Origin of the sequence: Pseudomonas sp. NFACC13-1 (assembly GCF_900104425.1) — a bacterium.
GTDB lineage: Bacteria > Pseudomonadota > Gammaproteobacteria > Pseudomonadales > Pseudomonadaceae > Aquipseudomonas > Aquipseudomonas fluorescens_AA.
In genome coordinates, this window is the sequence record NZ_FMXV01000005.1 from 38,836 (window position 1) to 57,336 (window position 18,501).

18 protein-coding genes and 3 tRNA genes are annotated in these 18,501 nt (G+C 59.7%); 9 read left to right on the forward strand and 12 right to left on the reverse strand.

Going from position 1 to position 18,501, the window contains the following annotated elements:
* The first annotated feature begins 289 nt into the window (after positions 1 to 289).
* Together BLQ55_RS08560 and BLQ55_RS08565 are read left to right on the forward strand one after the other, a co-directional pair.
* Positions 290 to 363: transfer RNA gene (locus BLQ55_RS08560), tRNA-Cys, on the forward strand.
* Positions 364 to 555: 192 nt separating this feature from the next.
* A tRNA-Leu gene (locus BLQ55_RS08565) sits at positions 556 to 642 on the forward strand.
* Positions 643 to 717: 75 nt separating this feature from the next.
* On the opposite strand, the gene BLQ55_RS08570 is transcribed toward BLQ55_RS08565, so the two are convergent.
* Entirely contained in the window at positions 718 to 1,080 is a 363-nt protein-coding gene (locus tag BLQ55_RS08570; protein ID WP_092199399.1) for an NUDIX hydrolase, read from the reverse strand.
* 282 nt (positions 1,081 to 1,362) lie between these two features.
* Here BLQ55_RS08570 and BLQ55_RS08575 point away from each other — a divergent pair, with 282 nt between their 5' ends.
* A complete protein-coding gene (locus BLQ55_RS08575; protein ID WP_092253629.1) occupies positions 1,363 to 1,548 on the forward strand; it encodes a hypothetical protein in 186 nt (61 codons plus the stop codon).
* 84 nt (positions 1,549 to 1,632) lie between these two features.
* The gene (locus tag BLQ55_RS08580; RefSeq protein WP_042731642.1) at positions 1,633 to 1,860 is read left to right on the forward strand and encodes a PLD nuclease N-terminal domain-containing protein; all 228 of its coding nucleotides are present in this window, start codon (positions 1,633 to 1,635) and stop codon (positions 1,858 to 1,860) included.
* A 34-nt stretch (positions 1,861 to 1,894) separates the two neighbouring features.
* Here the strand turns inward: BLQ55_RS08580 and BLQ55_RS08585 are convergent, their stop codons facing one another.
* The 3 genes from BLQ55_RS08585 to BLQ55_RS08595 all read right to left on the reverse strand — a co-directional run bounded on the left by BLQ55_RS08585 (position 1,895) and on the right by BLQ55_RS08595 (position 3,074).
* Complete coding sequence (locus tag BLQ55_RS08585; protein ID WP_092199405.1) at positions 1,895 to 2,320, reverse strand: hypothetical protein; 426 nt, start codon at positions 2,318 to 2,320, stop codon at positions 1,895 to 1,897.
* Between the two features lie 118 nt (positions 2,321 to 2,438).
* Positions 2,439 to 2,669 carry a hypothetical protein gene (locus BLQ55_RS08590; RefSeq protein WP_092199408.1) on the reverse strand — a complete coding sequence of 77 codons (231 nt, stop codon included), beginning with the start codon at positions 2,667 to 2,669 and terminating at the stop codon, positions 2,439 to 2,441.
* Positions 2,670 to 2,819: 150 nt separating this feature from the next.
* Positions 2,820 to 3,074 carry a DUF6555 family protein gene (locus tag BLQ55_RS08595; RefSeq protein ID WP_060742222.1) on the reverse strand — a complete coding sequence of 85 codons (255 nt, stop codon included), beginning with the start codon at positions 3,072 to 3,074 and terminating at the stop codon, positions 2,820 to 2,822.
* Positions 3,075 to 3,312: 238 nt separating this feature from the next.
* Between BLQ55_RS08595 and BLQ55_RS08600 the strand changes: the two genes are divergently transcribed.
* Positions 3,313 to 4,212 (forward strand): polysaccharide deacetylase family protein, encoded by a 900-nt coding sequence (locus tag BLQ55_RS08600; protein WP_092199411.1) that lies wholly within the window; start codon positions 3,313 to 3,315, stop codon positions 4,210 to 4,212.
* 100 nt (positions 4,213 to 4,312) lie between these two features.
* Entirely contained in the window at positions 4,313 to 4,504 is a 192-nt protein-coding gene (locus BLQ55_RS08605; RefSeq protein WP_092199992.1) for a DUF2188 domain-containing protein, read from the forward strand.
* Between the two features lie 187 nt (positions 4,505 to 4,691).
* Here BLQ55_RS08605 and BLQ55_RS08610 read toward each other — a convergent pair whose 3' ends face one another.
* The 3 genes from BLQ55_RS08610 to BLQ55_RS08620 all read right to left on the reverse strand — a co-directional run bounded on the left by BLQ55_RS08610 (position 4,692) and on the right by BLQ55_RS08620 (position 7,820).
* Positions 4,692 to 6,488 (reverse strand): DAHL domain-containing protein, encoded by a 1,797-nt coding sequence (locus BLQ55_RS08610; protein ID WP_092253394.1) that lies wholly within the window; start codon positions 6,486 to 6,488, stop codon positions 4,692 to 4,694.
* Between the two features lie 265 nt (positions 6,489 to 6,753).
* A complete protein-coding gene (locus tag BLQ55_RS08615) occupies positions 6,754 to 7,608 on the reverse strand; it encodes a prohibitin family protein (protein WP_081015426.1) in 855 nt (284 codons plus the stop codon).
* Positions 7,609 to 7,732: 124 nt separating this feature from the next.
* Positions 7,733 to 7,820 (reverse strand) — tRNA-Ser (locus BLQ55_RS08620).
* A 124-nt stretch (positions 7,821 to 7,944) separates the two neighbouring features.
* Here BLQ55_RS08620 and BLQ55_RS08625 point away from each other — a divergent pair.
* Entirely contained in the window at positions 7,945 to 8,616 is a 672-nt protein-coding gene (locus BLQ55_RS08625; protein ID WP_025213780.1) for a Bax inhibitor-1/YccA family protein, read from the forward strand.
* A 381-nt stretch (positions 8,617 to 8,997) separates the two neighbouring features.
* Positions 8,998 to 10,347 (forward strand): hypothetical protein, encoded by a 1,350-nt coding sequence (locus BLQ55_RS08630; protein ID WP_092199417.1) that lies wholly within the window; start codon positions 8,998 to 9,000, stop codon positions 10,345 to 10,347.
* A gap of 41 nt (positions 10,348 to 10,388) precedes the next feature.
* Here the strand turns inward: BLQ55_RS08630 and BLQ55_RS08635 are convergent, their stop codons facing one another.
* Entirely contained in the window at positions 10,389 to 10,826 is a 438-nt protein-coding gene (locus BLQ55_RS08635) for an Lrp/AsnC family transcriptional regulator (protein WP_092199420.1), read from the reverse strand.
* Positions 10,827 to 10,959: 133 nt separating this feature from the next.
* Here BLQ55_RS08635 and BLQ55_RS08640 point away from each other — a divergent pair, with 133 nt between their 5' ends.
* Positions 10,960 to 11,853: a DMT family transporter gene (locus BLQ55_RS08640; RefSeq protein ID WP_092199423.1), complete on the forward strand. Its 894-nt coding sequence runs from the start codon at positions 10,960 to 10,962 to the stop codon at positions 11,851 to 11,853.
* Positions 11,854 to 11,868: 15 nt separating this feature from the next.
* Here BLQ55_RS08640 and BLQ55_RS08645 read toward each other — a convergent pair whose 3' ends face one another.
* From BLQ55_RS08645 to BLQ55_RS08660, 4 genes are all read right to left on the reverse strand, one after another.
* Positions 11,869 to 13,494 carry an NADP-dependent glyceraldehyde-3-phosphate dehydrogenase gene (locus BLQ55_RS08645; RefSeq protein ID WP_092199426.1) on the reverse strand — a complete coding sequence of 542 codons (1,626 nt, stop codon included), beginning with the start codon at positions 13,492 to 13,494 and terminating at the stop codon, positions 11,869 to 11,871.
* A 300-nt stretch (positions 13,495 to 13,794) separates the two neighbouring features.
* Positions 13,795 to 16,254 (reverse strand): autotransporter family protein, encoded by a 2,460-nt coding sequence (locus tag BLQ55_RS08650; protein WP_092253396.1) that lies wholly within the window; start codon positions 16,252 to 16,254, stop codon positions 13,795 to 13,797.
* A 181-nt stretch (positions 16,255 to 16,435) separates the two neighbouring features.
* Complete coding sequence (locus BLQ55_RS08655) at positions 16,436 to 17,200, reverse strand: endonuclease/exonuclease/phosphatase family protein (RefSeq protein WP_219738694.1); 765 nt, start codon at positions 17,198 to 17,200, stop codon at positions 16,436 to 16,438.
* Between the two features lie 320 nt (positions 17,201 to 17,520).
* Entirely contained in the window at positions 17,521 to 18,285 is a 765-nt protein-coding gene (locus BLQ55_RS08660) for a PIG-L deacetylase family protein (RefSeq protein ID WP_092199433.1), read from the reverse strand.
* Positions 18,286 to 18,501 lie beyond the last annotated feature (216 nt).

Consider the following 18,501-nt stretch of genomic DNA (forward strand, 5'->3'; position numbering starts at 1 on the left):
CGAGCTTTCCGATGAGGCGAATCATGGCGCTGCAGTTCGAGCGTTTGCCAGGGCGGTCCGGGATTCGCTGGCTGGTTGGCCAGGGGAGGAAAAGCTGATCGTTCGACGAATTTTTTTTGAAATCAAGGGGTTGTCAGCCTAGGCAAATGAGTACATAATTGCGCCCATCGAACGCACTGGGACGTAAAAAATCTCAATGTTTTCAAGGAGATAGCGCTGAGCAAGTGGCTTGTCTCCTGATCAGGTTTGTACCGCGGTTGATGTGGCTGCATCGCATCGAGCGTCTTGAGGCCGAATAGCAAAATGGTTATGCAGTGGATTGCAAATCCACCTACGCCGGTTCGATTCCGACTTCGGCCTCCACTTTTAAAAAGCTCTGTAGATCTATGATTTACGGAGCTTTTTTATTTTCGAAGCATTGAAAGGTTTTGTCTTGAAAAGGGCATAAGCGACCTTGCTTCACAGGGGTGGGATGTATATATTCCCCCTCTTGCTGCACCAGCCAGGACTTCGGCCATTGGATTTGCCGACGTTCCCATGGCTAATCGCGCTACCGCCCGAATGGCGAAACTGGTAGACGCATGGGACTTAAAATCCCCCGCTCGTAAGGGCGTGCCGGTTCGATTCCGGCTTCGGGCACCATCTAAAATCAAGGGTTTGCGAGCGAAAGCTGATGCAAACCCTTGTTCGTTTCGGTTTCCCGCTTGTACCGGCTCATCACAACCGCCGGCGAAACGCCTCGAGAATATCCCGCGTGCCTTTTTTCATTTGCAGTTGGGCAATGGCATCCAGCGGGTGCCAGAGACAATCGCTGATTTCATTCTGTGGCCGGGCCGCCGCCGAGTCGCTGACAGACGCTTCGAACACGTGGTGCTCGGTTTGCCCATCATTGATGCGCATCAGGTAGAGCAGGTTCTCGACGTCCAGGCCAGTTTCTTCCGCCAGTTCCCGGATGGCTGCGCCCTCACGGGTTTCTCCCCGTTCGACGGTACCGCCGGGAAGCGTCCAGCGGCTATTGGCTTTGCGGACCAGCAGGACGTGGCGATTGTCTTCGCAGATGACGGTCGCTCGAATTTTCATGATGGTGTTCGATCCGTGACTGTCATTAAATTGAAATATATCTGCAATATTTGAGCATGGCATCTGTCGCTCGTTCAAATATCGATTTTCAGGGTCCTGTCCGTACGACCATGACGGGTTGGGAAAGGCTGGGTTCATTTGAGTCTGTCATCGCTCTCGTCGATCTTCCCTACCGTCAGCGCCAGGCTTTCGACCGGCTATCGCCTCAAAGGGAATCAGCTTCGAAAAAAAGAATCCATGTTGGGTGCAATGGCTGCTCCCGGTCGGGGGAAGGACAGGCAGATGACCACCGTTGAAGACTTCAAGATCAAATCCCATGAACTCCTGGTGGAGCTCGATATGGCAACAGCGGAAATGATGAAGCTCATATGTGTCCATCAAATGAGCGGAGCGACTTGGGATGAGGCGGTTCAGCGTCAACATGAAGCCTATGAGCGGTGGGTCGCTTATCTGAATGAGCGGGGGTAGCTGCCGCACGCGCCATAGGCGAAATTCTTTGAACGGTGCCTGAACGGCTGTGCCTAATCCTTAAACCGACAAGAGGATTAGGCCATGTCTGAGTTAGCCAGTTACTTCTGGATCGCTGTCGCGGTGCTTTTGCTACTCGTGGATCTATGGGCGATCGTCAGTGTCTTTCGAAGCGACAAGTCGGCCGGGACCAAGGCCGGCTGGGCGCTGCTGCTGATCATCCTGCCGGTGTTGGGGCTGGTCATCTGGGGCGTAGCCGGGCCCCGTGGCATCAAGGAGGGGCCGTCGTCACCGGAGCACAGCAAGGGCTAGGAACGAACAAGTTGCGCCGCACGTACCCGGCCTGTCACTGTCTTTTCCACTCGCCGCCGGTGCTTTCGCAGTCTTCCTGGGCCTGCTGTAGCTGCTCGACATCGTAGTAATACCAATTCACTTTGGCGTTGTCGGGAAGGTTGGCCGATCCTCCGTGCTTGTCTTTACTGGTTGAGCGCGGGTTGGCCAGCGCTTCCTGGGTCAGCCTGGCCTGGCAGGTCGCCACATATCCTTCGGCACAACGCTCGACTTTACGCTTTTGGGTGCTGAGCGTTCCCTTGCTTTCATTGCTGCAAGACCAATCCAGGGTTTCGGCGGGCATGCCTTTGTATTCGTAGCAGCTATGGCTTTCGATCACCGGGACCGACTGGCTCTGGGAGTGGGTGATGACGTCGCAGCCTTGGGCCATGACGGCGGCGGGGCTCGCACAAGCGATCAATAGCAGGATTCTGGCATTCATGTGATTTTCCCTCTGCGGCTTTTGCACCGGTGACTATCCATTTCGAGGCGCAAAAAATGGCCGCGTTCCATCAGTTTTCCAACCGGTAGAACTCGAGGGAAACCTCTGACGTAGCGTGTCAGCGAAACTTGGGCAGCGGTGGCTCAGCGGGCTTGAGTGACGTCAGCGCGCTCTGGATCGATGGAGCGTCTTTGTCGATGTCCGCGAGCCGGTCGCGGATACGCACCGCGGTAGGGTGCCCACCTTGGTGGTCGACCCAATCGGCGATTTCCTTGCAGGCTGCCGTGAGCCTGGCCTGACGTGATTCCAACAGGGTGAGCAGGGTGGTGATGGACTCTTTTTCGGACATGTCACACCTCCATTCAGGGTTGATGAGGCAGCACGAAACCCGCCAGGGGCGGGCCATGCTGTGGTCTAAGCGTAGTTGAGTTATTTCGGATCTGTCGAAGAATCCGGCGCCCGGCCAGACAACCGGCGCGCCGGAACGGTACACGTTATTTCAGCCGGACTCCTTGACCCAGGTCGGCGCGACGCTCGCCCGCCAGCGTACATCGGTAATGCCGTATTTTTCCGCCAGGGGCTTGGAAACCCGCTTGACCTTCTCCCTGCCGAATTTCGGTATACGCCCGACTCCCGCGTCGCAACTGGCCCAATGCCAAGCCTCGGAGTTATTCATCACTTCTGCGCGAATAATGAATGACTTGGGTTCGCCATGGAGTATGTAGTCAATGATGTAAAGCGATGGCCCGCCCATAAATCCTCCCTAATATAGTTCTATACGGATGGATGCAAAGGCATTGGGAAAATTCCATCGAATTTCCAGACGGTCAAATTAATACCGCTCAAGCTCAAGCGCGGGGCGACAACAATTTTGCGAACAGCCATTGTTCACTGCAAGGAACCAAACCCGGTTACCCTTCTCCAAGGTGGGCTTCAACACCGTCGGCCAGGGATCAAAGGCGAAGCAACGCGGCATCAACTAAAGGCAAAACATGAAAAAAATCGCCAGGGTCCTGTCCATTGCAGCCCTCGCCATCGGTTTATCGGGCTGCATTGGTGCCCCCATCGAACTGACGCCGCAAACCGAACAACGCCTGCTCGAACAACCCCCGATCCGTTTCCTGCTGACATTCGACGATGGACCCAGTGCATCGTCTATCTGGAACCCTAGCCTGGAGGTGCTGGACGCACTTGCAGACAACCCGGTGCAGCCTGGCATCAAGGCGGTGTTTTTTCTGCAGACCCGCGGGCCGCGGGCCGGCGGCAGTGATATCGGCCGCTCAGTGATGCGTCGCCAGCAGCAGGAAGGCCATGTGCTGGGTTTCCATACGGCGACCTACTGGCACACCAATCATCGGTTCCTGAGCCCTGATGAGCTGGAGCAATCGCTCACCCGGGGCGGGAGTGATATCGCCGCCATGACCGGCGCGGCACCGTCCCTGGTCAGGCCGCCTTTCTGGAGTTTCGACAGGCGTACCGCAGCGGCCTACCGGCAACACGGCCTGCACATCTTGTTGACCGACCTGAGCGCCAATGACGGCAAGGTCTGGGGCATCACGATGAGCCCGCGGCGACGGATCAACCTGACCCGACAACTCTCCGAGGTGCGCGAGCGCATCGCCGCCGGACAACTGCCAGCGGTGGATGGGGTCATCCCGGTTGTGGTGACTTTTCACGACATCAATCGTTATACCGCCCGACATGCCCGCGAATACCTGCAGATCCTGCTCGACAGCGCCAAGGCGACCGGCATGAGGACCGCCCCCAGGCCGTTCTACGATGACCACCAGGCATTGGAGCGAGCGGCCTTGGCCCGGACGGTCGATCACAGTGCAGAGCCCGTCCATTTGCCGGGATTGTGGGACTGGTTGTGGGATTCGGATTCCCACTGAGGGCATCACGGATGCAGTCGGCTTCGCGACGTCCGGTCGGCAGCCGTGGTCATCAGCGTGTATGGTAGGCGATGCACCCTTGTTGAAGTCGGAGGTGATCATGAGTACTGCGATGATGACGAAAATGCACATCAACGGTTATGACGTGCTCAGCGTAAACAGCGGCCCATGGCGAGTCTGTACCCAGGCTGACCGTTTGGGCTCCTTTGCGTCCCGGGAGGAGGCGCTGGCCTACGCGGCGGCATTGCCGACCCGGAGAAACCGTAGCGGCCGGCCTGGGAACACGAAATAGGTGGGAGCGAGCCTGCTCGCGATGCGGTCAGTACATTCGAAATCTGGGTGACAGCCACGCCGCCATCGCGAGCAAGCTCGCTCCCACAGTTTTTCCCGGGTGCCCATCAAGAATGCGTCCATCATAGATCCCCTGTGGGAGCGAGCTTGCTCGCGATGGCGGTGGCTCAGCCTGCGTGTTTCGCTGATCAGGCGCGCGCCAGCTCCAACGGGATCTCCAGGGTAAACAGGGCACCTTGCCCGGGGCCGTCGCTATGGACATGGAGGCGGCCGTTCATTTCAACCGCCGCCAGGGCGCAGCTGTGCAGGCCAAAGCCATGACCATCCTTGCGGGTGGTGAAACCATGGTTGAAGATGCGCGTCAGGTTCTCTGGGGAAATGCCTTCTCCGCAGTCCTTGACGCTCAGGCACAGCTTGGTTTCGTCGAGGATACGGATCCCCAGGGTCATTTCACGCGGATGTTCGCTGATGTGCGACATGGCGAATTTGGCGTTGCTGATCAAGTTGATCAGGATCAGCAATAACCTGTGCTTGTCTCCCATGATCGCGGGTACGTCATGGTAATCCTTGATGACGCAGACGTGATGCCGGCTCAGGGCACCCGAGTTCATGCGCAGCGCATCTTCGAACAGGTCGCTGACATTAAGCGGTTCGATCAGCCTGGCGGCCCCTGCGTAAGTCTGTTGAGTCGTGACGATTTCCTTGATGTGATCGATGCTCTTGGTCAACTGTGCCAATTCATCGATAAGCAGTTTCTGTTCGGCGGCAATGGAGTCGGCCAACTCGTTGAAGTAACGCGGCAGCAACCGGCCTTTTTCATCAAGGGTAATGAACCGGCCAAGGTCCTCGGCATGTTCGTTCATCATGTTGACGGCTTTGGTAAGTCCGAGCGTCTTGCTGCTCCTCAACTTGCGGGTCACCAGCTCGGCGGAAATATTGACGCTGTTGAGCACATTGCCGACGTTGTGCAACACATTCGTCGCGATTTCGGCCATGCCCGCCATTCGGGCCGCGTCCACCAGTTCGCGTTCGGCTTCCTTCAATTCACGGGTACGCTCCTGCACGCGCTCTTCCAGGCGTTCGTTGGACGATTGCAACGCTTGGTTGATCTGATTGATCACGGCATAGCTGCGAACCAGGCGCACCGCCAGGTAGATCATCAGCAGTGCCATCAGGCTGGCGCACACGGCCAGGTAGATGTGGTATTGACGGTCGGTGGCGGCGGTCCTGCGCTGTGTCTCGTTCAACAGCTCATTGATGTTGTCCAGTTCCTGGGCAACCGGAATGACGCTGATGCGGTCAAGCAGGTCATTGACCACCGGTTGCTCCTGGACAATGGTCTTGACGTGCTGGATGAGGCTGATGAAAGGCGCCTGATAGGTGGCGGGCAACTGGTGAATGTACGGCTCCAGCTCAGTCAGCTTGCCTTGTACTTCCCGGGCTTTGTCTGTCGTGACATAAAGCCCGAACTCCAGTGTCGTCAGGGTCAACTCAAGCACATTGGACGCCGCGGTCAGGCGCTCCATGGGGCTTTCGATGTGCATGTCCTCGAGCAGCGCTTGAATCTGGTCTTCGACCTGCGGCAGCGCATCCAGGGACGTGCGCAGATGGGCGTTGTGTTGTTCGAATTGCTCAACCAGCAAGGTCTTGTTCTTGACGGCATCCACATAACCCCGGCGCCGGGACGCCCAAAGCGCCGCCAAGGGGCCTGAATTGTTGAGTCGTTCCAACTGCTGCCAGCGACTGTCGGCCTCCGGGGGCGGGGCCAGTGACAGGTTGTTGTTGATGCCGATCTTTTTCCTCAGGATCTTGCCGTTCCAGTTCGCATCGGATTGTTTGAGTTGACGAATGAAGTCGCGGGACTCGAAGTAGGTCGATGAGTCGTACGTGTATGACTTGATCAAAAAGAATATCAGTGCGGAAAACACAATAAGCGCGACGGCCAACAGGGCAGGCCATTTATATTTCTTGATAAGAGTGGTCACGCGACTCTCCTGTCCAGGGTGCTTATCGAATGCGTCGGTGAATTGCCGGGGGGAGGGAGTTGCTCAAGGCCTGAGCCGAAGGGGAGACGAGATAATCGTCGTACGGTAGGGCGTGTCGATCTGCTTTTGCCTGGGTACACGTTGAGCTCCCTGCTAACGATGGACGTCGGATTCATTGGCAGTGTAGCGCTAACGAGAGGGGCGACGCTTGCTCGGGGCGCGCCGGGATGGAGCTGGCGCGGCCAGGGAGGCCGCGCCTGGGGTGTCACTTGATGTCGATGAAGGGCATGGCGCTGTTCGGCAGCACGGTGGTGGGCAGCACGCCATTCCAGCGTTCGGCCTTGGTCAGTTCCACCAGGTTCTGGTTGCTGGCCAGGGCCTGGGCCCGCGCCTTGATGGCCTCGGCTTCGGCTTTGCCCCGCAGCTCGGTCGCCAGGGCGTCTGCCTTGGCCTGGGCCACTTGCGAATCGGCTTCCGCCTGGGCCTGGGTCACGCGGATCTGGGCCTGGACCTGCTCGGTGGCGAGCTGTTGTTCGCGGGTCTTGACCTGGACTTCAGCGGCCATGCGCGCCTCGATGGCTTTTTCGTAGGCATCGCTGAAATCGATGTTTTCGACCTGGACGCTGTCGATGATCACCGGCCCGGTAATGGTGGCCTTGATGGCCGTGGAAATATCGTTGACCAGTTGGACGCGGTTCTGCACGGCAGCCACGGCGTTGAACTTGCCAAAGACGTTTTCCACCTGGGTCGGCACCTGGCGGCTGATCATCCGGTCGCGGATGCCTTCAAGGTCCTTGAACTGGGTATAGACCTTCGCCACATCGGACGGGGCGATATGCCAGGACACGGACACCTTGAGCTGGGCGGACTGTTGGTCCTTGCTGTAGGCCTGCAGGTCTTCGTAAGCGGTGACTTGGCTCTGGACGCTGATCATGCGTACGGATTCGATGAAGGGCGTCTTGAAGGACAATCCCGGTTCAACCACTCCGACCAGCGCCCCATTGCGCAGCAGCACGCCACGCTCGGTCTCGTCGACCGTGTACCAACTGCCGAACAGTACGCACAACAAGACGATGCCGATGATTGCAGCACCGATGGAGCCGATGGTTTTGCTGGTCACTTTTCTTTCCTTGAGTGGCGGGGCGGGGTTTGCCATAGCGATGTCCAATGCTGAAGCTGCGATAGGTATTCAGAATGCCAGACACGAAAAAGCCCTGAATAATCAGGGCTTTGACGTTAGAAGATGGCGGAGGCGATGGGATTCGAACTCATGGACCTGTTACAGTCGACGGTTTTCAAGACCGTTGCCTTAAACCACTCGGCCACACCTCCGTATTGCGTTGCGGGCGCCATAATACCGGAATGAAACACACTGTCAAACTCTCTACGTAGCTTGTTACAGAGCGTCTGTTATGATCCTTGCCACTGAATGTTTCAAAACCGGAGGAGTGTCGCCATGCGCGAACAGGATTACGCAGTGAACAACAGCGTGCAGGCTGAGCAGCTAGAGGTTAGCCGCGTCCTGCGCAACACTTATGGCCTGCTGGCACTCACACTCGCTTTCAGCGGTGTGATGGCCTACGTCGCACAACAGATGCGGGTGGGTTACCCGAACATCTTCGTCGTGCTGATCGGTTTCTATGGCCTTTTCTTCCTCACCAACAAACTCCGTGATTCGGCCTGGGGCCTGGTGTCGGCTTTCGCCCTGACCGGCTTCATGGGCTTCCTGCTCGGCCCGATCCTCAATCGCTACCTGCAAATGCAGGGCGGTGCCGAAGTGGTCAGCTCGGCCTTTGCCATGACCGCCCTGGTATTTGGTGGCCTGTCGGCCTACGTGCTGATTTCCCGCAAGGACATGAGTTTCCTCGGCGGTTTCATCACCGCGGGTTTCTTCGTCCTGATGGGAGCCGTGCTGGCCAGCTTCTTCTTCCAGATCAGCGGCCTGCAACTGGCGATCAGCGCCGGCTTCGTGCTGTTCTCGTCGGTCTGCATCCTGTATCAGACCAGCGCCATCATCCACGGCGGCGAGCGCAACTACATCATGGCGACTGTCAGCCTGTATGTATCGATCTACAACCTGTTCGTCAGCCTGCTGCAGCTGTTCGGCCTGATGGGTCGTGACGACTGATTGCATCCGAGATGAACGAAAAGCCCGCTTCGGCGGGCTTTTTTTCGCCCGTGTTTCGAGTTATGGCCAATGGCCAACAAAGAATCTGAAACAGATGGCACCTTCGGATAAATGATCTACACCTAGGAAATGGAAGCGTATTGCCATGGGAGGCAAGAAGTGGATCGCTTGGTTACCTGCCTGAAGTTCCCCTATCACGTATTTGGCCACCGAGCCCGGTCTGGTCGTGGCCGTTCGTTGGGATCGGGAGGCTATCAAGGCGACTCCGCAGGACCGTGAGCAGGCTTGGGCATCGTGCTGCAGCCTGATAACAGAAGGAGGCCCTGCACATCGGCCAGGAATCCGATGCGGTAGCAGGCGCTTCCCTATAAGGAGATATTGATGAAGCAGTCTCAAGGAAAGATCATCGCGTGGCTGGCCCTGACGGGGGCATTGTCCACCGCTAGTGTCCATGCCGGAGTCTTCCCCGATTTCGGCTACGCCCCGCCCAAGAGCGCATACTCCGGAGCCCCGTTCCAGCTCAGCCAGGATTATCCGAAGGTGGCCCCGGGCGCATCGTCGGTACCGGCATTTTTCCAACATTTGCCCAAGACATTCTCCAATGACTTTGAAACCTGGCGCCCGTACATGGAGGAAGTGAAAAAATATTGCTTGGAAGGCAATACTGAAATCGGCTGGAAAGTACAGAAGAACAAGGTTCGCCAGTGGTATCACATGCCTTGGCAGCATTATGGTCCCAACGGTCGTGAAGGCATCAGCGGGCTGACCAAGGAGGCACCGATTCAGCCTGGGCAACTGGCAAGTACGCAGACCGACAGCGGGCAGACCTACGCGGTGGGTATCTATAACGACATAGGGGCCTACACCATCGGCCAGGTCTGGAAAGACCCGGATAATCCAGACCCAAGCTATACCTCCAAACCCAAGAGCTTTGCCAACGGCACGGTGGTCTGCAAGGCGCTGTTCGCCGATATAGACGTCAAGACAGTGCCGTTCCTGGCGAACCCATTGCTCTGGAACGCCTACACCGCCGAAACCTTCACTTCGACAAAACGGCACGTCACCAAAGTGGCGCTGATTCAGATGGACATTGCCGTGCGCGACACCCGCGTGAGCGATACCGGCTGGCTGTTCGGCACATTCCAATACAACGGCGCCAAGACCGGCAAGGCGAACTGGAACAACCTGGTGCCGGTGGGGATCATGTGGGGCAATGATCCCAAGGAAACCGGCAACGACTTCACCAACCCCAAGCCGGTGGTCACCAAGATCAACCCGGCCCTGAAACAGACCGCGATCAACGCCAACACCCAGGAACTGCCACCGACCCACCTGGGTTGGAATGGGCGACTCAATGGGCCGGTGGACAATCCCCAGGCGTCCTGCCTGAGTTGCCACATGACCGCCGAGTACCAGCAATTGGCGATCATGAACCCGACGTTCCAGGCCAACCCGCCAACTGTGGGGGGCGATGTCTGGATGCAATGGTTCCAGAACATTCCGGCCGGTCAACCGTTCAGCCCGGGTACGCAAAGCACGGACTACAGCCTGCAACTGTCCGGAGCCCTGGCCAATTTCTATGACTGGAAGTGCAACCACAGCGGCGTCTATGCCGACGGCGTCAATGCCTGCACCAAGCTCCAGACGCTGAAGTTGATCAAAGCGAGCAACGCGCCTGAGGAACAAGTGCACAAAGTGCAGCGCAGCCCCGAGTTGGAAGAACTCGAATAACCCTCTTTCCCGGCCTCGGACGACCCGAGGCCGGTTTCCACTCACGCCATCGGCGGCAACCGCCGCTTGACCGGGCTCTTCTTGACAATGGCTGTATTGGTCTCGGCGTGGACATTGAGCTTGTCCAGCAAGGTATCCAGCTGTTCCATCGAGCGCACATGCAGGCGTGCGATGAAGCAGTCGTCGCCGGTAACCTTGTCGCATTCGGTGAATTCAGCGATGGCCTGGATCTGCCGCTCCACTTCCTGCAACTGCCCTGGCAGCGGGCGGATGCGCACGATGGCCTGGAGTTGATAGCCGAAGCACTTGGGGTCCACCTCGACGGTGTAGCCCCTGAGCACGCCCCGTTCCTCGAGCCGGCGAAGACGTTCGGCGACACTGGGGGAGGACAGGCCGCTGAGGTTTGCCAGGGCCTTGAGAGAGCGTCGGGAGTCTTCCATCAGGGCGCTGATGAGGATCTGGTCAATGTCGTCAGTCATTTCAGCTCCATTAGGCGAATGCGTGAAGTTGCCTTGATAAAAAAGGTCGAAACGCAGTTTAGCCTTTTTCAAGCCATGGAGAAGGCCCCAGTCGGCTCGGCATACTGTGCCCACTTGCTGAAGGAGCCTGAAGATGGACAAGACCTTACGCCGTGGTTCGCTGGAAATGACCGCCGCCATGCTGATCTCCGGAACCATTGGTTGGTTCGTGCTGGTTTCCGGTTTGCCGGTGCTGGATGTGGTGTTCTGGCGCTGCGTGTTCGGTGCGGTGACTTTGCTGCTGATCTGCGCCGGTTTCGGCTTTTTGCGGCCCGGCATCCTCACCCGTGCCACCTTCCTGCTGGCGGTGCTCAGTGGAGTGGCGATCGTCGGTAACTGGGTGTTGTTATTTGCCTCTTACTCCCGTGCTTCGATTGCCATCGGCACGGCGGTGTACAACGTCCAGCCATTCATGTTGGTAGGGCTGGCGGCGTTGTTCCTGGGGGAGAAGATCACCACGCAAAAACTGTTCTGGCTGGCGGTGTCGTTTCTCGGAATGCTGGCCATCGTCAGTGCCCATGGTGAGCAAGGGCAGGGCGGCGGTGACTATCTGCTGGGCATTGCGTTGGCGCTGGGGGCTGCGTTGTTGTACGCCGTCGCGGCGTTGATCATCAAGCGCCTGACGGGCACGCCACCCCATCTGATCGCCCTGATCCAGGTCAGCACCGGCGTATTGCTGTTGGCGCCCTGGGCGAACTTCTCGGCGTTACCGCAACACACCCAGGCCTGGGCCAGCCTGTTGACCCTGGGCATGGTGCATACCGGCGTGATGTACGTGCTGCTGTACAGCGCCATCCAACGGTTGCCGACCGCGTTGACCGGGGCCCTGTCGTTCATCTATCCCATCGCGGCGATCTTCGTCGACTGGTTCGCCTTCGGCCATCGCCTCGAACCGCTGCAGTGGCTGGGGGTGGCGGCGATCCTGCTGGCGGCTGCCGGCATGCAACAGGGCTGGGGCATCAAGTGGCGTCGCCCAGCCCTGCCGTAGCCCACCGGGCGTGGCTCAGAAGATGTAGTCCGTGGTCAGGAAGTTGGAATCCCGCTCACGGATGATGTCGCTGATCAACGCCTTGTTGCTCTCCTGGAACTTGGTCGCCACCAGCGTGCGGATGGAAAAGGTGCGCAGCGCATCATGGACGGACAAGGTGCCCTCGGCCGAGTTCTTCCGACCATTGAACGGGAAGGTGTCCGGGCCACGCTGGCACTGGGCGTTGATGTTGATGCGGCCGACCTGGTTGGCGAAGGTGTCCACCAGCTTGCCGACTTGTGCCGGGTCGGTGCCGAAAATGCTGAGCTGCTGGCCGAAGTCGGACTCCAGTACGTAATCGATCACGGTATTGAGGTCGCGGTACGGCACGATGGGCACGACCGGGCCGAACTGTTCTTCGTGGTAGACCCGCATCGCCGTGTTCACCGGGTACAGTACCGCCGGGTAGAAGAATGAGTTGCGCGATTCGCCACCGTGGACATTCTTCACCTCCGCACCCTTGGCGACCGCATCGGCGACCAGTGAATGCAGGTAGTCGACCTTGCCCGCCTCGGGCAAGGGCGTCAGCGCCACACCCTCTTCCCACGGCATGCCGGGTTTCAGGCCGGCCAGCCTGGCGTTGAATTTTTCGATGAATGCCGGTGCCACGTCTTCATGGACAAACAGGATTTTCAGCGCCGTGCAGCGTTGGCCGTTGAAGGACAGCGAGCCGGTCAATGCCTCGCTGACCGCGTTGTCCAGGTCCACATCCGGCAGCACCAGCCCGGGATTCTTCGCATCCAGCCCCAGGGCGGCACGCAAGCGGTGCGGGCGCGGGTGGAGTTTCTTCAGGTCGCTGGCGGCCTTGTTGGTGCCAATGAAGGCGAAGATGTCGATCTTGCCGCTGGCCATCAGCGCGCTGACGGTTTCCCGGCCGCTGCCGTAGATCACGTTGATCACACCCGCCGGGAAGCTGTCGCGGAAGGCTTCGAGCAGCGGCCGCACCAGCAGCACACCGAGCTTGGCCGGCTTGAACACGACGGTGTTGCCCATGATCAAGGCCGGAATCAGGGTGGTGAAGGTTTCGTTCAGTGGATAGTTGTAGGGCCCCATGCACAACGCCACGCCCAGGGGAACGCGGCGGATCTGCCCGAGGGTGTCCTGTTCCAGCTCGAACCGGCTGGAGCGGCGGTCCAGTTCCTTGAGGGCATTGATGGTGTCGACGATGTAATCGCAGGTGCGGTCGAATTCCTTCTGGGAGTCCTTGAGATTTTTGCCGATCTCCCACATCAGCAACTTGACCACGGCCTCGCGCTGCTCGCGCATGCGCGCCAGGAAGGTTTCCACATGGCGGATGCGCTCGGCGACGCGCATCGTCGGCCACTGGCCCTGGCCGCGATCGTAAGCCCGGACAGCGGCGTCCAGGGCGGTGAGGGCGGTCTCGGCATCCAGCAGGGGTGTGCTGCCGAGAATCACTTGTTCATCACCCAGCTCGCCGGTCAGGTAGACGGGGCTGCGGACGACGGCCAGCGGCCCTTGCCAGGTTTCCAGGACGCCATCGACCAGGTATTCGCGCTGCTCGATCCGACCTTCGAGGCGGTAGGCGTCGGGGATGTCGGCGGCACCGGGGAACAGGTTGGCGAGGAAGGGGGCTGTGGTCATGTCGTTACTCCATCAATGAAATGAGCCATGTGCAGGCATGAAACGCTTTTAGCGTTATACGCCTTAATGGAGGTGTTTTTTAAGTGGCGGCAGATTGCTTGCGCCGGACTGCATTGCAGGAGCTATGCAGGAGAGGAGCTATGTAGGAGCTGACGAGTGAAACGAGGCTGCGATCTTCCCCCCGGACACTCGAGTCCCCAAGCGAAAGCGAGGCCGCTGACCTGGCAGTTGAAACCAGCGCCAATAAGGCGCTGATTTCAATGGGTTACTGTGGTGCCTATTGGGGCGTCAAGACCCCGTCTACCAACTGATCCGCAAACCGACGTTCCCCATGACACTGTGTTGCTGGTTGCTGTCGAGGTTTTGGCTGTAGTTCGCGCCGGCGTACAGGGCGACGGTGGGCGCCAGGCTCACGGTGACGCCAATCCCGAGGTCACCGGTGGAGGCGCGCTGTTGGGTCTCGACCCGTTCGGTGTCGTCGAATATCACCGAATCGGTGCCGGAAAACGTATGCCAGAGGTTGGCGCGCAAGTACGGTTCCACGGGCATGCCGCTGACCTGGTAGCGGCCCTTGAGGCGCGCACCGAGGCGGCCGGTCCAGGCACCGTCGGAATCGAATTCGACCTTGGAGACCCCATCGTTTTGCGTATCCAGGGAAACCTTTTGGTAGATGATCTGGGCCTGGGGTTCAAAGTCCCAGTCAGTGGTCACCTTGAAGGGGTAGCCGGTCTCTGCCGAAGCGGTCAAGGCGTGCCCGCGATTGTCGATTTTCAGGCCGCGCTCGGAACGGTTGTCGCCGTTCAATCGCGTGCCCATCACCACGGTGTCGACGTAGCCGCCGCTGGGGTCGGTGAGCGTCCAGTAGAGCCCGTAGCTGTCGCCGTCGAGTTCTATCTTGCCGGCGTGCCGGCCTTCGAACCCCAGGTTGAAGCCTTTGACATCGCCGTTCAATTCCGTGTGCCCGACGAAGAAGCCAATGCGCTGGGTCTGGCCGCCGGACAGAAGCGAGCTGTACAGATCGTTGCCCACCTGGAACCCCTTGATCGACCCATCGAACTGCGGCGTCACCGTACCGGCCCAGGTTTTATCCAGGTCTACGCCATAGACCCGGCCCCAACCCGCGCCGAACGCGCCGGTTTCCGTGAGCAGGCGCTGGTCACCCTGACGGTCATGGAACGTACCGAGGGCCATCAACGTCAATTGCGCCGCCGCCGGAGGCAGTACCGACCAGGTCGGCACTTCCGGGCGATACAACGGGATGGGGGCCGCGCCGGGCACTGCGGTTGGCAAGGGCGGCAGCGTCGGGGCGGGGGGCGCGCCCGGCGCGGGAGGCGCCGTCGGGATGGGCGCCGCTACCGGCCCGGCGACCACGGTGGAGCGCAGGTACCAGTTGTCTGGGTTGCCGCTCACGCCACCCTTGAACAGACGGTAATCGAACGCGCCGGCCGAGACGGACTGCGCCAGCGAAAAGGCATTGACGTTACTGACCGCGCCACCCAGGGCCTGGACCACTTCGATGCCATCCTGAGTCGTCAGTGCGCCCGTGCCGCCCAGGTTCGTGACCGTGATAGCGGTATTGCCGGTGAGTGTCCCGCCATTGACCACCAGTTTGTCGCTGGCCGAGCCATCGGCGCCGACGACCGTTTGCACGTGTAACTGGCCGTTGCCGCCGACGTAATTGCCCTGGACGGTAAGCGTGTCGTTGGTGCGGGTGTTGCCCTGGGTAAGGTCTATCGTGCCGGCGTTATTGAGTGTCGCCAGTTGGCCGGCAGTAAAAGGGGCGATGACGCCTTGGGTCGCCGTCAGCGTGCTGCCGCTCTCGATGTTGAGCGTCCCGGTGCCGGTGGCGCTGTCACCCAAGGTCAGTGTGTCGTTGAGGTCCAGTTGCGAGCCCTGGGTGAGGTTGACCGTTTCCCAGTTGAGATAACGGGCGCCGGTGCTGGAGGTGCTGCCACTGAAGGTCAAGACGTCCTGGCCCGCGCCACCGTTCAGGCTGGGTGTGGTAGCGAGCTGGGTTTCATTGAGGTTGCTCAATAACGCTGTGTCGCTGCCGTCACCCATCAGGATGGCCGAGTGAATGAGGCCGCCGCTCCACCGAAACTGGTCATCGCCGGCACTGGCCCGGACTTCACCGAGGATTTCGCCACCGCTGACGGTAATGCTGTCGTTGCCGCCGCTGACACTGACATTGCCGCCGATGCGTCCCTCGGAGAGGATGATGGTGTCCTGGCCGAAACCGGTCACCAGGTTGCCGATGATATTGCCACCGGACATATCGAAAACGTTGTCATCGAGCTTCATGTCGACCCGGCCGATGGTACCGCCCGTCATCTTGGCGATGTCGCCGTCTTCGAACGCATCGACGATGGTGCCACCGGTCATCAGGAATTGATCGAGACCATCACCTTGGGCCAGGGAGAGGATCCTGCCGCCGTTCATGACGAAAGAGTCGGCTTCCGAGCCTTGCTCGACATCACCGTCAATCACGCCGTTGGCGTTGATTTCGAGGGTATCGACGCCGGTGCCGAACGTGACATCCCCCGTAATGACGCCGCTGCCGTTGGCGGGCATGGTCAGGCTGTTGTTGCCTGAAAGGTCCGTCAGCCCGGGGCTGGTGCCGCTGTCGCAGACATAGGTGTCATTGCCTGCGGTTGGCGCCAGTGTGCAGGCTGCCATGGCGGCGGGAGCGGGTAACAGGAAGGGAGCCGATACCCACAAGGCGTTGAACAGCCGATTGAATCCTTTATCGTGCCGAATCATGTGCTATCCCTCTGCATCGGCATCCCCATGGACACCGGTTTCAGCATCGGTTGCACAACAGATGGCACACAGGGCCTGGCAACGCTCGCTGTATGGAATGGCACGCTAGCAACGAATAAAGGGCGTCGCTACTGTCAGAACTTACAGGTCCAAGGGCGGAAAGCGTGGGGGAAGGCGCGCTCTACAAATGCACTTCCACCGAAAGCGGCAGATGATCGCTCAGGTGGGTCCAGGGCTTGTTGCCCAGTATTTGCGGGGAATGACTGCTGGCGTTGCGCAGGTAGATGCGGTCCAGGCGCAACAGCGGGAAGCGGGCCGGATAGGTTCTGGCGGGGCGGCCGAGGTGGTGCTCGAAGGCTTCGTGCAAGTAACCTCGGCGGGCCAGGGCGAGGTTGCCGCGCAGTTGCCAGTCATTGAAGTCACCGGCAATGATCACCGGGGCGTCCTCGGGCAGCGAGTCGAGCAATTGGCAGAGCAGTTTGAGCTGCAGCTGGCGATGGCTTTCCAGCAGGCTCAAATGCACGCAGATCCCGTGGACCGCGGCGTGGCCTGGCACATCCAGCACGCAATGCAGCAACCCGCGCCGCTCGGGGCCGGTGATGGACACATCGAGATTGCGGAATTGGCGGATCGGGTACTTGGAAAGCAAGGCGTTGCCATGGTGGCCATCGGGGTAGACCGCATTACGGCCATAGGCGAAGTCGCTCCACATGCTGTCGGCGAGGAATTCGTACTGGGACGTCTGGGGCCAGTTGTCGTAGCGTGACGCGTGGCGGTCATGTTCGCCGAGCACTTCTTGCAGGAACACCAGATCGGCACCGGTACTGCGCACCGCTTCGCGCAATTCGGGCAGGATGAAGCGCCGGTTGAGGGCGGTGAAGCCCTTATGAGTGTTGACCGTCAGGACCCGCAGCCGATGAACCGCCGCAGGCGCGTCCGATGGCATGGGTTCGACAGCTCGCCAATCGGGATCTTGAGTCACGTTCACTCCTGAATCAGACGTACTTGTTCATGCGACTGATCCAAGACACCGGCAGTTCCGGATTTTTCGTGTCCCCACCGATCCATTGTGGGAGCGGGCTTGCTCGCGAAGACGTCGGCACATCCAACATCATCACTGAATGTACCACCGCCATCGCGGGCAAGCCTTGCTCCCACAGGGAGGCGCACGCAGAGGTTGCATTCCCAAGGAACCAATGTGGGAGCGAGCTTGCTCGCGATGGCGGTGTATCTGAACCACCGCCACCGCGAACAACAGGCAGGCGTTCAAATGAAGACAATCTCATAGGGCAAGCCCATCCGGTCAAGAATGACCCTGGGCAACAGTGGGGCGATGCCGCTCGCCGGTTCGCCGCTGAGTTGGCTGACGTAGGCGTGCATGGCGTGACGTTTGCGGGCGGTGGTCCAGACGTCGAGCCGCAGTTTGCGGGCCCGGTGCCAGGGGATTTTATTCTGCTCGCGGACCGGCCAGTGCCAGGCCCACACCGGCAGCTCGTTGAACGCCACTCCGATCCTGTCGGCGGCCAGGGCTCCGGCGCGCCCGACGGTGTCGTGGTCGCTGTCGCCATCCTGGCGCCAGGTGCTGAACACCACGTCACCGGGGCGCAGGTGACGGGCAATGAACGTGGCCAGCTCGGTTTCGTGCTCGGCCAGGTTTTTTTCCGGGAAACCGCCGCGCACCCATTGCAGGCCATGGGCAGCGATGCCCAGGCGATGCAGGGCGTCGACGCTTTCCTGGGGATGAGGGCGGTGTGCACGCAGGCGTTCGTCGTTCCACAGCGGTGAGCCGGGGTGGGCGAGGGCGCCATCGGTGACCGAGATCAGCAACATGGGCTGGTCCAGGTTGTTCAGCAACTGCAGCAATCCGCCACAGGCCCCGATCTCATCGCCCGGGTGCGGGGCCAGGATGACGGCGCGAGCGCCGGCGGGAATGAGTGTCTGGGTACTGATGATCGGAATATCGGCCAGTTGCGCGGCACTGTTCCAGATTTGCGGGTGCTGCCGGCCAGGCAGGCGAGAGGCGGGCTTCATAAGCGACATCCTTGTGTGTATTCAATCTTTCAGCCATGCACCGGGCCTACTGTCCGATGGCACCGATGGGGCATGACTGCGATTCACAGTGCTCCGAATCCTGGAGACTACCGCAGGGGTAAGTATTGACCATGTCAGCCGATCCGTCTCGTGACATGTGCATCTGAGCTGCATTTTTTTCTTGAAACTGGACGGTGTGGAATAAAAAACCGCGTC

What these genes read in the sequence shown, in the direction of transcription:
- BLQ55_RS08605 (WP_092199992.1), top strand. Translation starts at nt 4,313, where the DNA reads ATGAGTACTGCGATGATGACGAAAATGCACATCAACGGTTATGACGTG.
- BLQ55_RS08650 (WP_092253396.1), bottom strand. Translation starts at nt 16,254, where the DNA reads ATGATTCGGCACGATAAAGGATTCAATCGGCTGTTCAACGCCTTGTGG.
- BLQ55_RS08655 (WP_219738694.1), bottom strand. Translation starts at nt 17,200, where the DNA reads ATGCCATCGGACGCGCCTGCGGCGGTTCATCGGCTGCGGGTCCTGACG.
- BLQ55_RS08570 (WP_092199399.1), bottom strand. Translation starts at nt 1,080, where the DNA reads ATGAAAATTCGAGCGACCGTCATCTGCGAAGACAATCGCCACGTCCTG.
- BLQ55_RS08595 (WP_060742222.1), bottom strand. Translation starts at nt 3,074, where the DNA reads ATGGGCGGGCCATCGCTTTACATCATTGACTACATACTCCATGGCGAA.
- BLQ55_RS08660 (WP_092199433.1), bottom strand. Translation starts at nt 18,285, where the DNA reads ATGAAGCCCGCCTCTCGCCTGCCTGGCCGGCAGCACCCGCAAATCTGG.
- BLQ55_RS08635 (WP_092199420.1), bottom strand. Translation starts at nt 10,826, where the DNA reads ATGACTGACGACATTGACCAGATCCTCATCAGCGCCCTGATGGAAGAC.
- BLQ55_RS08585 (WP_092199405.1), bottom strand. Translation starts at nt 2,320, where the DNA reads ATGAATGCCAGAATCCTGCTATTGATCGCTTGTGCGAGCCCCGCCGCC.
- BLQ55_RS08575 (WP_092253629.1), top strand. Translation starts at nt 1,363, where the DNA reads ATGACCACCGTTGAAGACTTCAAGATCAAATCCCATGAACTCCTGGTG.
- BLQ55_RS08625 (WP_025213780.1), top strand. Translation starts at nt 7,945, where the DNA reads ATGCGCGAACAGGATTACGCAGTGAACAACAGCGTGCAGGCTGAGCAG.
- BLQ55_RS08645 (WP_092199426.1), bottom strand. Translation starts at nt 13,494, where the DNA reads ATGACCACAGCCCCCTTCCTCGCCAACCTGTTCCCCGGTGCCGCCGAC.
- BLQ55_RS08630 (WP_092199417.1), top strand. Translation starts at nt 8,998, where the DNA reads ATGAAGCAGTCTCAAGGAAAGATCATCGCGTGGCTGGCCCTGACGGGG.
- BLQ55_RS08640 (WP_092199423.1), top strand. Translation starts at nt 10,960, where the DNA reads ATGGACAAGACCTTACGCCGTGGTTCGCTGGAAATGACCGCCGCCATG.
- BLQ55_RS08580 (WP_042731642.1), top strand. Translation starts at nt 1,633, where the DNA reads ATGTCTGAGTTAGCCAGTTACTTCTGGATCGCTGTCGCGGTGCTTTTG.
- BLQ55_RS08590 (WP_092199408.1), bottom strand. Translation starts at nt 2,669, where the DNA reads ATGTCCGAAAAAGAGTCCATCACCACCCTGCTCACCCTGTTGGAATCA.
- BLQ55_RS08600 (WP_092199411.1), top strand. Translation starts at nt 3,313, where the DNA reads ATGAAAAAAATCGCCAGGGTCCTGTCCATTGCAGCCCTCGCCATCGGT.